The following is a 13,424-nucleotide window of genomic DNA, read 5'->3' as shown; positions in this document are numbered from 1 at the left end:
TAACAAGATGTTGACGCGTGAGCAATACGAGCAAAACCCCAGGTCATCGCAGAGGTGACAGTTCGACGGGGAAGCCGTTCAGCACGGCGGTGCCGGACAGCGGGTCGAGCCTGGAGCCGTCGAGCAGCTGATTGACATTGACTCCGGGCCGCGAGGCAGCCACCGACATCCGGGTGCCGGGCCGGTCGTGTCCCCAGCCGTGCGGCAGGCTCACCACTCCGGTCCGTACCGTGTCGGTGATCTCCACCGGGGCCTCGACCTCTCCTCCGTCCGCCTTGATACGGACCGGGGCGCCGCCCTCGAGTCCCAGCCGGGCCGCGTCGGTGGGGTGGATCTGGAGGGTGCAGCGGTTGGAGCCGCCGTTGAGCGTGGCGACGTTGTGCATCCAGCTGTTGTTGGAGCGCAGATGGCGGCGGCCGACCAGGACGAGTGCGCCGGGCCGCTCGTCCAGGGCGCGCCGCAGCCGCGGCAGATCGGCGGCGATGGGCTCGGGGAGCAGCTCGACGCGTCCACTGCGGGTCTTGAGGATCTGCGGGAGGCGGGGCTGCAGCGGGCCGAGGTCGACGCCGTGCGGGTTCCGGAGGAGATCCTCGAGGACGAGGTCGTACGGCCCCATGCGCAGCATCATGTCCAGGCGCCGCTCGGGTCCGGTGCTGCCGTAGAGCTGACCGGCCAGAACCCCGGGGTCTTCGCCGTGGAGCGGGGAGTAGGGGTCGGCGACGGCCTTGGTGAGCGAACTCTCGATGACCATGTCGTCGACGGCGGACGAGTGGGCGCCGTGCATGCCGGCCACGGCGAGCACCAGTCGGGCCTGGATCTCGCACTCGCCGAGCCTGCCCTCCTCCAGAGGGACGACCGCCGGGCTGTAGCGCGCCTGGTTGCGTACGGCGAAATTGTTGAAGGAGAAGTCGAAGTGCGCGCTCTGGGAGGGCGGCGGCGGGGGCAGCACCACATCCGCGTGCCGGGACGTCTCGTTGAGATACGGGTCGACGCTGACCATGAAGTCGAGTCCGCCCAGCGCGCGGTCGAGGCGGTCGCCGTCGGGGGCGGAGAGCACCGGGTTGGCGGCGATACAGATGACCGCGCGAATCCGCCCGTCGCCGGGGGTGTCGATCTCCTCGGCGAGGGCCGCCATCGGCAGTTCACCCTTGGCCTCGGGGTGGCGGCTGACCCTGCTGGCCCAGCGCCCGAGCGTAAAGCCCTTGCCGGGGGCGGCGGGGCGCGGCGCGCGGTCGGTGGCGGCGAGCGGGAAGAGCGCGCCGCCGGGGCGGTCGAGGTTTCCGGTCAGCACATTGAGTACGTCGACCAGCCAGTTGGCGAGGGTTCCGAACTCGACGGTGCTGCTGCCGACGCGGCCGTATACGGCGGCGGTGGGCGCGGCGGCGAGCTCGCGGGCGATCGTACGGATCTCCTCCGCGTCCATGTCGCAAGCGGCGGCGACGGCTTCCGGCGTGAACTCCCCTATGGCTTCGCGGAGTTCGTCGACGCCCTCGATCTGCGCCGCCAGCGTTCCGAGGTCCGTGAGCTTCTCCTCGAAGAGGACCTGGGCGAGGGCGGCGAGCAGCAGGGCATCCGCGCCGGGCCGGATCGGGACGTGCCGGTCGGCGAGCTGAGCGGTGCGGGTACGGCGCGGGTCGACGACGGTCAGCGTGCCGCCGCGCTTGCGGAGCGCCTTGAGCTTGCCCGGGAAGTCGGCCGCGGTGCAGAGGCTGCCGTTGGAGTCGAAGGGGTTGGCGCCGAGGAGCAGCAGATGGTCGGTGCGGTCCAGGTCCGGGACAGGGATGGCGATGGAGTTGCCGAAGAGCAGTCCGCTGGAGACATGCTTGGGCATCTGGTCCAGGGTGCTGGCGGTGAAGAGATTGCGGGTGCGCAGCAAGGAGAGCAGTACCGGGGGATAGAGGGCGCCGGCCATGGTGTGGACGTTCGGGTTGCCGAGGATGACGCCCACGGCGTTCGGCCCGTGCTCCTCGATCAGCGGCCTGATGCGGGCCGCGACCTCGTCGAACGCCTCCTCCCAGCTCGCCTCCCTCAGCTCGCCGTCCCTGCGCACGAGAGGGGTGCGCAGCCGGTCGGGGTCGCCGTCGAGCTCCCCGAAGGACGCGCCCTTGGGGCAGATGAAGCCGTGGCTGAATACGTCGTCGCGGTCGCCGCGGGCACCGGTGACACGGGTGCCCTCGATGGTGAGGGTCAGCCCGCAGGTGGCTTCGCAGAGCGGACAGACGCGCAGCGCGGTGCGTGCCGCCCCGGGCGGCACGGCGGGCACGCCGTCCCTCGGTGCGGTCTGGGCGGCTTTGGTGCGGGACATGGGCCCTCCCGGGGCGGCGGCGGTGGCGCGCGGTTCAGGCCGAGCATACCGACCGGTATGCACGGAGGGGAGGGGTGCACGCCGTCTTCCCGAAACCGGGGCCGGGGCGCGCGGGGCGCCTGCCCACATTTCGGGAAGCGGCAGGGTGGCAAGGGCCCTCCCGGCGGGCGCACCCAGGGGCCGGTGCCGGCGCGCGACAGCCTCCGGCCCCCGGGCGAGGTACTCCGGGCTATCCGAACTGGCCGGGCTGGTAGTCGCCGGCGGGCTGCCGGATGATGACGTTCAGCCGGTTGAAGGCGTTGATGACGGCGATCAGGGACACCAGGGCGGTGAGCTGCTCGTCGTCGTAGTGCTTGGCGGCATTCGCCCAGGCTTCGTCCGTGACACCACGAGCCGCGTCCGCGATGCGGGTGCCCTGCTCCGCCAGCTCCAGCGCGGCGCGCTCGGCATCGGTGAAGACCGTCGCCTCCCGCCACGCCGCGACCAGGTTGAGGCGCACCGACGTCTCACCGGCGGCCACGGCTTCCTTGGTGTGCATGTCGGTGCAGAATCCGCAGCCGTTGATCTGACTCGCGCGGATCTTCACCAACTCCTGCGTCACGGTCGGCAGCGGCGAGGCCGAGACCGCCTGGCCCGCCGAGATGATGTGCTTCAGGACCTTGCCGGCGGTCGGGCTGCCGAAGACGTTCAAACGGGCATCCATGGTGTGCTCCTCTGCCGTTGTCGGTGGCTACACACCCAGGACGGAAACGACTCGGCACGATGTGACATGAACGAATGTGACGTGCGTCTCCAACGCCCCCCGCGCCGCGGGAGCGACCATCGATGACGACGTTCAGGACCTGCCGCGTCACCGCCCCCGCGCGCAACGGCCGCAGGCGTCTCGCGGCCCTGCTCCCCATCGCGGGAATCCTCTTCCGGTCCGCCCGTTCCGGCCCGCCCGGCGATCCGAGCGCAACGGCCTAGTCGAGGACCCGTGCGAGATACGCGCGCAACAGCTCCCGCGTCTCCGCGACGATCTCCTCGTCCCCCGCCGGGTCCACCCGGAAGGCGAGTTGCAACAGCGCGTCCGCCGCCTCGACGGAGACCAGGGCCGCCCGGCGCAGCTCGTCGTCGGCACCGCGGCCCAGATGCCCGGCGAGCAGCTCGGCAAGACGGTCCGCGACCTGGTGGTTCGCCCCGGACGCGGGCGCTCCTACGGGGATCTGGTAGCCGAAGTCGATCAGTGCGAAACCGGGGACGGTCCGCTTCATCTCCAGATACTCGTCGAGTACGACATCGAGGACACCGCGCCAGTCGGCCGACGGGAGTGAGGCGAGACGGCCGCCGATGCGCTCGGCGTAGCTGTCCAGATTGCGGTGGGCGAGGGCGTCGGCGAGGGCGCGTTTATTGCCGAAGAAACGGTAGACGGAACCGATGGGGACCCCGGCCCTGACGGCCACCGCGCGGGTGGAGAGCTCCTCGTAGCCGGTCTCGTCGAGGAGTTCGGCACAGGCGTCCAGTATCCGGGCGAGCCGATCGGCGCTGCGCTGCTGCACGGGCGTACGGCGGAGATGCGGGGCAGGGCGGGCTGGGGACACGCGGTCCATCATGCCGCCCCGTCCCCGTTGACGGGGCAGGCCTGCAATCCTACGGTTGTGCATAGGAATCCTTCAGCACCGGGGAGCGGACGATGAGCGGCATCGAGCAGGCACGGAAGACGGCCGAGAGTCTTGGCCACTCCCCCGGCTTCGGCAATGAACACACTTCCGAGGCTGTGCCCGGCGCGCTGCCGCACGGACGCAATTCGCCGCAGCGCGCGCCGCTGGGGCTCTACGCGGAGCAGCTGAGCGGTTCGGCGTTCACCGAGCCGCGCGCCCACAACCGCCGCTCATGGCTGTACCGGATCCGCCCGTCGGCGGCGCATCCGCCGTTCGTACGCATCGACAACGGCCGGCTGCGCAGCGCGCCCTTCACCGAGTCCGTGCCCGACCCGAACCGGCTGCGCTGGAACCCGCTGCCGGAGCCCGCGCCGGGTACGGACTGGCTGGCCGGTCTGTGGACGCTCGGCGGCAACGGCGACGCGACCCAGCGCACCGGCATGGCCGTACACCTCTACCACGCCAACTCCGCCATGACGGACCGGGTGTTCAGCGACGCGGACGGTGAGCTGCTGATCGTCCCCGAGCGGGGCGGACTGCTGCTCCGCACGGAGCTCGGACTGCTCGCCGCCCGGCCCGGCGAGATCGCGCTGATCCCCCGCGGGGTCCGCTTCCGGGTGGAGCTCCTGGACGAGAGCGCGCGCGGATATGTCTGCGAGAACTACGGGCAGCCGTTCCAGCTGCCGGATCTGGGGCCGATCGGCGCGAACGGGCTGGCCAACGCCCGCGACTTCCTCGCGCCGGTGGCGGCGTACGAGGAGGTGGAGCGGCCGGTGGAGGTGGTCAACAAGTTCTGCGGGAACCTCTGGGCCGCGACGTACGACCACTCGCCGCTCGATGTCGTCGCCTGGCACGGCAACCATGTCCCGTACGTCTACGATCTGCGGCGCTTCAATGTGCTCGGCACCATCAGCTACGACCACCCGGATCCGTCGATCTTCACCGTGCTGACGTCGCCTTCGGACACGCCTGGGCTCGCGGGCGTCGACTTCGTGGTCTTCGCGCCGCGCTGGCTGGTCGGCGAGGACACCTTCCGGCCGCCGTACTTCCACCGCAATGTGATGAGCGAGTACATGGGGCTCATCGAGGGCGCGTACGACGCCAAGGCGGAGGGCTTTGTTCCGGGCGGCGGGTCGCTCCACAACATGATGTCCGCGCACGGGCCGGATCGTGAGACCTTCGACCGGGCCAGCGCTGCCGACCTGAAGCCGCAGAAGATCGACGACGGGCTTGCGTTCATGTTCGAGACGCGGTGGCCGGTGACGGCGACCGGACAGGCGATGAGCGCGGGGCATCTGCAGGAGGACTACGACAACGTGTGGCAGGGTCTCCAGCGCCACTGGGGGTCTGGGGGATACTCCCCCGGAAACCACGGCCGGTCCTGATACGGAGTCCCTGTGACCTCCTCCTTCGCCCCTGACTCGCTGGTCCTGAACCGCAAGCTGCCGCTGTGGTACCAGGTCTCGCAGTCGCTGCGTGCCTCGATACTCGGCCGAACGCCCGAGGCGTCACTGCGGCTGCCCACCGAGGAGCAGCTCGCCGCGCACTACGGCGTCAGCGTGCTGACCATGCGCCAGGCCCTCAAGGAGCTGGAGGAGGAGGGGCTGATCAGCAGGCACCGGCGGCGCGGCACCTTCATCGAACCGGGGGCGTGGCGGGGTGCGCCGAGGCGGCTGCTGGGCTCGATCGACGCGATCGTGGCCCAGCAGTCGGGCGAGCGGACGACGATTCTGGGGCACGGGCCGGAGCCGGTGCCGGGCGAGCTCGCGGAGTACTTCCCCAAGACGCCGGAAGTCGTGCTGTACAAGCGGCTGCGCTGCGACGGGGAGAGCGGTGAGCCGACGAACTGGGCGGAGAACGCGGTCCGTCCGGATGTGGCGGCGGGGCTCGACCTCGCGGACCTGGAGCGCTGGCCGATGACGAAGGTGCTGCGGGATGTGCTGGGCGTGCGGATCAGCAGGATCACGGACACGGTGGAGGCGCGGCTGGCGGATCCGCCGACGGCGGAGCTGTTGAAGGTCCCGTTGCTGAGCCCGATCCTGCACTACACCGGGGTGACGTACGACGAGGGCGGGCGGGTGGTGGATGTGGCGCGGATCCGGTACCGCGGCGACAGATTCTCGTTCTCGGTGACGGTGGACGCGGACTGATCTCTCGGGGCTCGGTGGTGCGGGGCACCCGGGGTGCGGGGCGGGGTCTCGGGGTGCAGGGTCCCGGGTGCGGGTCTTTGGTCCCTGGGGGCAGCCCGGTCGCCGGGCACGGGTGCGGGCAGCTCCGGGCTGGCCGCCGTGACGCGGCTGCGGGACTCCGGGCGGGCCCGGTCGCGGTGGCGCGGGTGCGGGACTCCGGGCTCGTGTCCTGGGCTGCTTTCCTCACCGTGATTCGCGCGAGTTGCGACGCTGTACGTCCAGAGCACGACCCCTGCGCGTCCCCCGCGGGCGCGACTACCATTCCCCGCGGTACGGGCCCATGGTGAGGGGGAGGATGTCCGCATGCCGATGCTCGATGAGCTGATGCCCTGGAGCGCGCCTCCGTTGCGGCTGGGGCGCGAGTGGGTGATGGCCCCGGACGCCGGCTCCCTCAGGGCGCGGTGGGATGTTCTCGTGGGGGCCGGGGCCGGCGAGCGCGACGCGTTGTTCGGGTGCACTCGGGTGCGTACGCCGCACAGTGCCGTCAGCCAGCTGCCCGGCCAGCCCACCGGCACTGGCAGATTCGTCCGGGAGGACGGGCGGTGTCCCACACCGGTTCGGGTGCTGCACGGACCCTTCGACGAGCAGTGGCTCATCCCCGACCACCGGCTGATCGACATGGCTCGCCCCGAGTTGTGGCGAGTCGCCGACGAGCGGCAGGTGTTCGTCGTCGAGCCCGGGTACGTGGCAGGTGCGCCGGGGGCTCCGGTGGTGGTGTCCGCCCTGTTGCCGGACGGGCGATCGCCTGCCGGGAGGCCCGGGCGGATCCGGCCGCTCTACCGCCGGCCCGGTGGGCTCGAGCCCAATCTCGCGCCGGGGCTGCTGTCCGCGCTGAGCACCGCGTACGGGCGCGAGGTCGACGCCGAGGAGATCATCGCCTGGATTCTCGCCGTCGCCGAATCGTCGCCCGCCGGATGCGCGGTGCCTCTGCCGGCCGATCCCGGGGTGTGGCTGAGCGGTGTGGACCTGGGGCGGCGGCTCATGGAGATCCAGCTGCGTGGGGTCCGTGGCGGAGCGCGGCCGCGGCTGCCCGGGGGGCGCAGGCCGTATGTCCGTGCCGCCGTGCCCGCCCGGCCCGATGCGATCGGCTACGACGCGGCGGAGGAGGTGCTCAGTCTCGGCGACGGGCGCATCTCACCCGTGCCGCGTGAAGCCTGGGATTTCGAGGTCTCCGGCGTACGCGTGCTGGAGCTCTGGTTCGAGCGCCGGACCGGCGAGGCCGAAGCGGGGACGCTGGAGGCGATACGGCCCGCCTCGTGGCCGCAGGAGTGGACCTCCGAGCTGCTGGAGCTGATCACCGTGCTGGCGCTGCTGGGCGAACTTCGGGTACGGAAAGAAGAGTTGAAGGTGGGTAGGGAGATCACGCGCGAGGAGCTCGGGAGTGTGCTGCCGCCGCCCGCCGCGGCTCGGCGGCCCGCCTCCGTGCTCGACCATCACGAGGAAGGGCCGGAGGGTCAGTTCGCCCTGCTGTGAGGGGGTGGAGTGTCCAGGGGGTGACAAAGGTGGCCCGTACACGATAGGCACGGCTGTTATGAACCATCAGCCCCTTCCGCTCGACGGGATCACGGTCGTCGCCGTCGAACAGGCCGTCTCGGCGCCCTTCGCCACCCGCCAGCTCGCGGATCTCGGCGCCCGCGTCATCAAGATCGAACGTCCGGACGGCGGTGACTTCGCGCGCGGCTACGACACCGCCGCCCGCGGGCTCGCCTCGCACTTCGTCTGGTGCAACCGCGGCAAGGAGTCCATCGCCGTCGACCTCAAGGACCCGCGCGGCATCGATATCGTGCGTCGGCTCGTCGCGGACGCCGATGTGTTCGTGCAGAACCTCGCCCAGGGAGCGGCCGCGCGGCTCGGTCTGGACGCCGCCACCCTGTGCGCGGCGCACCCGCGGCTGATCGCCGTGGACATCTCCGGTTACGGCGCCCAGGGCCCGTACGCGCACAAGCGGGCGTACGACATGCTCGTGCAGTGCGAGGCGGGTCTGGTGTCGGTGACCGGGACCGCGCAGCAGCCGGTCAAGGCCGGCATTCCTGCGGCCGACATCGCGGCGGCGATGTACGCGTTCTCCGGTGTGCTCGCGGCGCTGCTGCGGCGGGCCACCACGGGCCGCGGCGGTCCGGTCGAGATCTCGATGCTGGAGTCGCTGGCCGAGTGGATGGGGCATCCGCTGAACTACGGGATGCACGGAGGTGAGGCCCCGGCGCGCACCGGGGTCGCGCACGCCGTCATTTCGCCGTACGACGCCTATCCGACGGCCGACGGCGGACAGGTGCTGCTGTCGGTGCAGAACGACAGGGAGTGGCGGCGACTGGCCGAACAGGTCCTTGAGCGACCCGAGTTGGGCGAGGATCCGGCCTTCGCGACCAATACCGCCCGCACGGCGAACCGCGCGAGGACGGATGCGGTGGTGGCCCGGGCCCTGGCGGGGCTGAGCAGCAAGGAGGCGATCGGCCGGCTGGAGGCGGCGGGCATCGCATGTGCCCGGCTCAACAGCGTGACGGATGTGGCCGTACATCCCCAGCTCGCGGCGCGGGACCGCTGGCGGGAAGTGGATTCACCGGTCGGACCGCTGCGGGCTCTGTTGCCCCCGATCACCCTGCCGGGTACGGCGGAGGCACGAATGGGCGCGGTTCCCGCACTCGGCGAGCACACCGACACGCTGCTGAAGGCCCTGGGGATGACGGATGAGGCTACAGCGGCGCTGCGCCGGGACGGTGTGATCGCCTGAGCGCGTTCGCGTCGAGCTGACGTCCTGGTGGTCGGTTCAGCCGCGGCTGCCGAAGAGCGAGCGACGCAGCCGCCGGAGCGGCGCGAAGAGCGACACCCGCGCGCTCTTGCTCTTGCGGGTGTGCGCGATGTCACGCGAGGTGAGCTCACGCATCAGCGACGTCGCCTCGGCCGACTCGTGCTGCGGGACGGCGGGACCGCCGAGCACCGCGAGATGGCGGTCGAGACGCGTGCTGGTCGCACTGCTCCCACACGTGATCGCAGGCACTCGCGGCCTGCTGCGCACCGTTATCTGTTCCATGTCACTCCCCACCCGTACGAGGGCACCCGGCCCGGGCAGGTTAACCCTATCGCTCCGCCGGGACACTCGTGTATCCCGCCCACGGGATTCACCACACCTGTACGAAGGTTGACGAATAGTCACCGAATACACCTGATTCCAGGGTGAGTTGGACAGTTCGTCAGCGAAAAAACTTTCTTCCCCAGCGACCAATCCGAACGGCTCTCCGCACCGAATGGCTGGCATCGAAGCACGACCAGCACTCCCGAAGGACGGATTCGATGACCGCAATCAGCAGCAGCGGGCGGCGGGGGTTCAACAGGCTCGCCGCACTCACCTGCGTGGCGCTGGCTACCGGAGCCCTGGTGGCCTCCGGCCTGACCGGCGCGGAGCCCGGGACCGCCCGGGCCTCCAGCCACCGCGAGGCCCCGCTGATCTCCGGACAGCCGCAGTACGACAACACCGACGTGTACGCGTTCGTCAGCCCCGACAAGCCGGACACCACCACGCTCGTCGCCAACGTGCTGCCGTTCCAGGAACCGGCCGGCGGCCCGAACTTCTTCAAGTTCGCCGACGACGCCCAGTACGACGTCCACATCGACAGTGACGGCGACGCCCAGGGCGACCTGATCTACCGGTGGACCTTCAAGGATCACGTCAAGAACGGCAATACGTTCCTCTTCAACACCGGTCCCGTCACGTCACTCGACGACCCGGACCTCAACATCACGCAGACGTACGACATCGAACTGCTGAGGCTGAAGAACCAGCATGTGATGCACACCACGAAGATCGCCGACGATCTGCCGGTGGCACCGTCGAACGTGGGCAAGGCCTCCATGCCGGACTACCAGAAACTGCGCGACCAGGCCGTGCGCGAAATCCCGGGCGGATCAAAGGCGTTCGCGGGTCAGGCGGACGATCCCTTCTTCGCCGACCTGCGCGTCTTCGACCTGCTCTACGGAGCCAACCTCACCGAGGTCGGCAACGACACGCTCAAGGGCTACAGCGTCAACTCCCTCGCACTGCAGGTACCGACCGCGTACATCCGGCAGTCGGAGAAGCAGCCCATCGTCGGCATCTGGACGACCACCCAGCGCAAGAGCGCGAGCGGTCACTGGGCCCAGGTGTCCCGGCTCGGTATGCCGCTGGTCAACGAGGTCGTCATACCCGTGAAGGCCAAGGACAAGTTCAACGCGTCCCACCCGTGGAACGACGGTGACTTCCTCCAGTTCGTCACCCAGCCGGAGCTGCCGAAGCTGATCGAGGGCATCTACAAGATCAAGGCCCCCGCCGAGCCGCGCAACGACCTGGTCTCGGTGTTCCTGACCGGCGTCGACAAGCTCAACAAGCCGCCGCACGTCCGCCCGGCGGAGGCGCTGCGGCTCAACACCTCCATCCCGCCCACGGCCGAGCCCAAGAGGCTTGGGGTACTGGACGGAGACAACGCCGGATTCCCCAACGGGCGGCGGCTGACGGACGACGTTCTGGACATCGCGCTCCAGGCCGTGGAGGGCGAACTGCTCGGCCAGAAGAACGACTTGGGCGACGCGGTCGACGCGAACGACCAGAAGTTCGGCCACTCCTTCCCGTACCTGGCACTGCCGACGTCGGGCTCCCGTGGCCCGCTGGCCAAGGGCGCCGGGACCAAGGACGCCGCGGGCAACCTGCTCACCGGAGGGGCGGCCGCCTCCAGCAGCGACACCAGCACGACGCTGATCGCCTCGGCGGTCGCCGCGGGTGCGGGAGTACTGCTGATCGGCCTGGGCCTCACCTGGTGGCGGATGCGGCGACGCAACCAGTACAGCTGAGCCGCCCGGCACCCATCGCCTCGACGGATCCACGAACGGAAAGGGCAGACAGATGTCCCTGCGCAGGGCGCGAGCAGGAGCGCCACCGCCGCTCCCCGGCAATCCTGCCCCGTCGGGGCGCGTAGGTGCCCGGCTCGCCGGCCGGTTCACCCGGCGCGGCGGGGCGGGGGAACCGGCCGGGCTCGACCCGGTGGTGCAGGCCGGGCTCGACGCGGAGACGCCGGCCGGGCTCGATCCCGTGGCGCGGGCCGGGCTCGACGCGGAGACGCCGAGCGGGCGTGCCGAGGCGGCGCTCTCCGACGGCTCCGACGGCTCCGACGGAAATCGTGAAGCCGGCACCTCCGCCGGCCCTGGGGCGGGCCCCCCGGGCCGGGCCGCCGGGCGGGTCCGGGGCGTTCTCCTGCCCGCCGCGGCGCTCGCGCTCGTGCTCACCGCGGGCGCTCTCGCCTTCGGACGGCCGGACGAGGCGCCCCCGACCACCCGCACCGCCGCGCCCGCGGCCGACGCGCCGTTCGACCGGATCGGTACCGGTGACCTCGCGCACGGGGTCACCGGCCTCCAGGCGCATCTGCGGGCCCAGCCCAAGGACGCCCGGGGGTGGGCGACCCTGGCCACCGCCTATGTGGAGCAGGCCAGGACCGGCGGCGACCCGACCCGGTATCCGCAGGCCGCCAAGGCGCTCGCCCGCTCGCTCGCCCTCCAGCCGCAGGACAACGACTCGGCGCTTGCCGGGCGCGCCGCGCTCGCGGCGGCGCGGCACGACTTCCGGGGCGCGCTGCGGGACGCGGAAGCGGCGCTGAAGGTCAATCCGTTCAGCGAGCGGGCTCTCGCCTCCCGGATCGACGCCCTTGTCGAACTGGGCAGCTATCCAAAGGCGTTGGCGGCGGCGAAGGAGGCCGACGGCCGCCGCCCCGGTATCCCCGTCTTCACGCGCTACGCGTACGTACTGGAGCTGCGCGGCGACATCGCGGGCGCCCGCCGGGTGCTCGGCCTGGCACTGGACTCGGCCGTCTCCCCCGGCGACACCGCGTACGTGGCCACCGCTCTGGGCCAACTGGAGTGGACCCAGGGCGCATACGCCGCCGCGCTGCGCCGGTTCGCGACCGCGCTGGCCGCTGATCCGGCGTATCTACCCGCTCTGGAGGGCCGGGCCCGTGTCCAGGCCGCGCAGGGCGACACGAAGAGCGCCGAGCGCGGGCTCGAGGATGTGGTGGAGCGGCTGCCGCTGCCGGGACAGCTGGTGGCGCTCGGTGAGGTGTACGAGGCCCGGGGACGTACGGCCGAGGCCCGGGCCCAGTACGAACTGATCGGCACCTGGACCGAATTGGCCCGCGCCAACGGCGTGGACACCGATCTGGACACCGCCCTGGCTCTCGCGGACCACGGCGACCGGAGCCAGGCGCTGCACGCCGCACGCGCCGAGTGGAAGCAGCGGCAGACCGTGCACACCGCTGACGCCCTGGCGTGGGCGCTGCAGGTGAACGGCCGCTCCGCCGAGGCACTTTCGTACATCGGGAAGTCCGCGCCCCCCGGCTGCCGCAACGCGGTGTTCCTCTACCACCGCGGCATGATCGAACGCGCCGCCGGCCGGACCGCGGCGGCCCGGACCTCGCTCGCGGCCGCCCTGAAGGTCAACCCCGGCTTCTCACCGAGCGGTTCGCGTGCGGCTCGTGCCGCGCTGAAGGCACTGGAGGCATCATGAGGAGGCGTACCACCGTCGCCGGCACGGCGGTCCTCATTGCCGGGGCGGCGCTTGCGCTGCTGCCCGCGGGGACGGCCGCCGCGCACCCCCTGGGCAACTTCACGGTCAACCGGTACGACGGGCTCCTCGTCGCCCCGAAGCTGCTGGGCGTCGATCATGTCGAGGACCTGGCCGAGATACCCGCCGCCCAGGCCCGTTCCGCCATCGACCGGGACGGCGACCGGAAGATGTCCACCGGTGAACTGTCCGCCTGGGCCAGGGGCCGCTGCCAGGATGCGGCGCAGGACGGCCATGTCACCGTCGAGGGGCACGCGGCCGCGCTCACACCCGGCGCGAGCAGCGCCGAAGTACGCCCGGGACAGGCCGGGCTGCCGACTATGCGGGTCGAGTGCCGGCTGACGGCCGCACTACCGGAAGGGCAGCAGACGATCGTCTTCCGGGCGCCGGGCGGCGACAAGGGTCCGGGCTGGCGGGAGATCACGGCCCGCGGGGACCGGATGACGCTCGCCTCCTCCGACGTACCGAAGGCAACAACGTCACGGCGGCTCACGGTGTACCCGAACGGCCAGCTCTCCTCTGCGCCGGACCAGCGGGCGGCCGAGCTCTCGGTCACTCCGGGCGGCGCCCCGGCGGTGGCGGACCGGCCCGGGGATGCGGTGGCTCCGGCCTCCGTACTGCCGCGCGGCGCGGACCGCTGGACGCAGGCGCTGACCGGGCTGGTGTCCCGGCGCGAACTGACGGCCGGATTCGCCGCGCTGGCCCTGGCGACG

The 13,424-nt window shown here is 71.3% G+C and carries 11 protein-coding genes and 1 pseudogene; 8 read left to right on the top strand and 4 right to left on the bottom strand.

Going from position 1 to position 13,424, the window contains the following annotated elements:
- Positions 1 to 43 precede the first annotated feature (43 nt).
- Both ACWDZ6_RS26140 and ACWDZ6_RS26135 read right to left on the bottom strand, forming a co-directional pair.
- Positions 44 to 2,305, bottom strand: coding sequence for a molybdopterin oxidoreductase family protein (locus ACWDZ6_RS26140; RefSeq protein WP_451504782.1), 2,262 nt, complete (start codon positions 2,303 to 2,305; stop codon positions 44 to 46).
- Between the two features lie 229 nt (positions 2,306 to 2,534).
- Positions 2,535 to 3,008, bottom strand: a complete 474-nt coding sequence (locus ACWDZ6_RS26135) for a carboxymuconolactone decarboxylase family protein (RefSeq protein ID WP_366734300.1) — start codon at positions 3,006 to 3,008, stop codon at positions 2,535 to 2,537.
- A gap of 122 nt (positions 3,009 to 3,130) precedes the next feature.
- Here ACWDZ6_RS26135 and ACWDZ6_RS26130 point away from each other — a divergent pair, with 122 nt between their 5' ends.
- Positions 3,131 to 3,271, top strand: coding sequence for a hypothetical protein (locus ACWDZ6_RS26130; RefSeq protein WP_451504781.1), 141 nt, complete (start codon positions 3,131 to 3,133; stop codon positions 3,269 to 3,271).
- Here ACWDZ6_RS26130 and ACWDZ6_RS26125 read toward each other — a convergent pair.
- Complete coding sequence (locus ACWDZ6_RS26125; RefSeq protein ID WP_451504823.1) at positions 3,268 to 3,894, bottom strand: TetR family transcriptional regulator; 627 nt, start codon at positions 3,892 to 3,894, stop codon at positions 3,268 to 3,270. The genes ACWDZ6_RS26130 and ACWDZ6_RS26125 overlap by 4 nt on opposite strands.
- Positions 3,895 to 3,977: 83 nt before the next feature.
- Between ACWDZ6_RS26125 and hmgA the strand changes: the two genes are divergently transcribed.
- From hmgA to ACWDZ6_RS26105, 4 genes are all read left to right on the top strand, one after another.
- Positions 3,978 to 5,330, top strand: coding sequence for a homogentisate 1,2-dioxygenase (gene hmgA / locus ACWDZ6_RS26120; protein ID WP_451504780.1), 1,353 nt, complete (start codon positions 3,978 to 3,980; stop codon positions 5,328 to 5,330).
- A 12-nt stretch (positions 5,331 to 5,342) separates the two neighbouring features.
- Positions 5,343 to 6,095, top strand: a complete 753-nt coding sequence (locus ACWDZ6_RS26115) for a GntR family transcriptional regulator (RefSeq protein WP_451504779.1) — start codon at positions 5,343 to 5,345, stop codon at positions 6,093 to 6,095.
- 342 nt (positions 6,096 to 6,437) lie between these two features.
- Entirely contained in the window at positions 6,438 to 7,607 is a 1,170-nt protein-coding gene (locus tag ACWDZ6_RS26110; RefSeq protein ID WP_451504778.1) for a type ISP restriction/modification enzyme, read from the top strand.
- Between the two features lie 58 nt (positions 7,608 to 7,665).
- Positions 7,666 to 8,862, top strand: a complete 1,197-nt coding sequence (locus ACWDZ6_RS26105) for a CaiB/BaiF CoA transferase family protein (protein ID WP_451504777.1) — start codon at positions 7,666 to 7,668, stop codon at positions 8,860 to 8,862.
- 36 nt (positions 8,863 to 8,898) lie between these two features.
- Here ACWDZ6_RS26105 and ACWDZ6_RS26100 read toward each other — a convergent pair whose 3' ends face one another.
- Entirely contained in the window at positions 8,899 to 9,162 is a 264-nt protein-coding gene (locus ACWDZ6_RS26100; protein WP_366734295.1) for a hypothetical protein, read from the bottom strand.
- Positions 9,163 to 9,422: 260 nt separating this feature from the next.
- On the opposite strand from ACWDZ6_RS26100, the gene ACWDZ6_RS26095 reads away from it, so the two are divergent.
- The 3 genes and pseudogenes from ACWDZ6_RS26095 to ACWDZ6_RS26085 all read left to right on the top strand — a co-directional run.
- A complete protein-coding gene (locus tag ACWDZ6_RS26095; RefSeq protein ID WP_451504776.1) occupies positions 9,423 to 10,952 on the top strand; it encodes a DUF4331 domain-containing protein in 1,530 nt (509 codons plus the stop codon).
- Positions 10,953 to 11,004: 52 nt separating this feature from the next.
- Positions 11,005 to 12,654: a tetratricopeptide repeat protein gene (locus ACWDZ6_RS26090; protein WP_451504775.1), complete on the top strand. Its 1,650-nt coding sequence runs from the start codon at positions 11,005 to 11,007 to the stop codon at positions 12,652 to 12,654.
- Positions 12,651 to 13,424 (top strand): annotated as a pseudogene (locus ACWDZ6_RS26085) (nickel transporter); the annotation flags it as partial. The gene ACWDZ6_RS26090 and the pseudogene ACWDZ6_RS26085, both read left to right, overlap by 4 nt.

It is taken from the genome of Streptomyces sp. NPDC002926, from assembly GCF_053591755.1.
This window is presented reverse-complemented; position numbering and strand designations above follow the sequence as displayed.

What these genes read in the sequence shown, in the direction of transcription:
- ACWDZ6_RS26140 (WP_451504782.1), bottom strand. Translation starts at nt 2,305, where the DNA reads ATGTCCCGCACCAAAGCCGCCCAGACCGCACCGAGGGACGGCGTGCCC.
- ACWDZ6_RS26135 (WP_366734300.1), bottom strand. Translation starts at nt 3,008, where the DNA reads ATGGATGCCCGTTTGAACGTCTTCGGCAGCCCGACCGCCGGCAAGGTC.
- ACWDZ6_RS26130 (WP_451504781.1), top strand. Translation starts at nt 3,131, where the DNA reads ATGACGACGTTCAGGACCTGCCGCGTCACCGCCCCCGCGCGCAACGGC.
- ACWDZ6_RS26125 (WP_451504823.1), bottom strand. Translation starts at nt 3,894, where the DNA reads ATGGACCGCGTGTCCCCAGCCCGCCCTGCCCCGCATCTCCGCCGTACG.
- hmgA (WP_451504780.1), top strand. Translation starts at nt 3,978, where the DNA reads ATGAGCGGCATCGAGCAGGCACGGAAGACGGCCGAGAGTCTTGGCCAC.
- ACWDZ6_RS26110 (WP_451504778.1), top strand. Translation starts at nt 6,438, where the DNA reads ATGCCGATGCTCGATGAGCTGATGCCCTGGAGCGCGCCTCCGTTGCGG.
- ACWDZ6_RS26105 (WP_451504777.1), top strand. Translation starts at nt 7,666, where the DNA reads ATGAACCATCAGCCCCTTCCGCTCGACGGGATCACGGTCGTCGCCGTC.
- ACWDZ6_RS26100 (WP_366734295.1), bottom strand. Translation starts at nt 9,162, where the DNA reads ATGGAACAGATAACGGTGCGCAGCAGGCCGCGAGTGCCTGCGATCACG.
- ACWDZ6_RS26095 (WP_451504776.1), top strand. Translation starts at nt 9,423, where the DNA reads ATGACCGCAATCAGCAGCAGCGGGCGGCGGGGGTTCAACAGGCTCGCC.
- ACWDZ6_RS26090 (WP_451504775.1), top strand. Translation starts at nt 11,005, where the DNA reads ATGTCCCTGCGCAGGGCGCGAGCAGGAGCGCCACCGCCGCTCCCCGGC.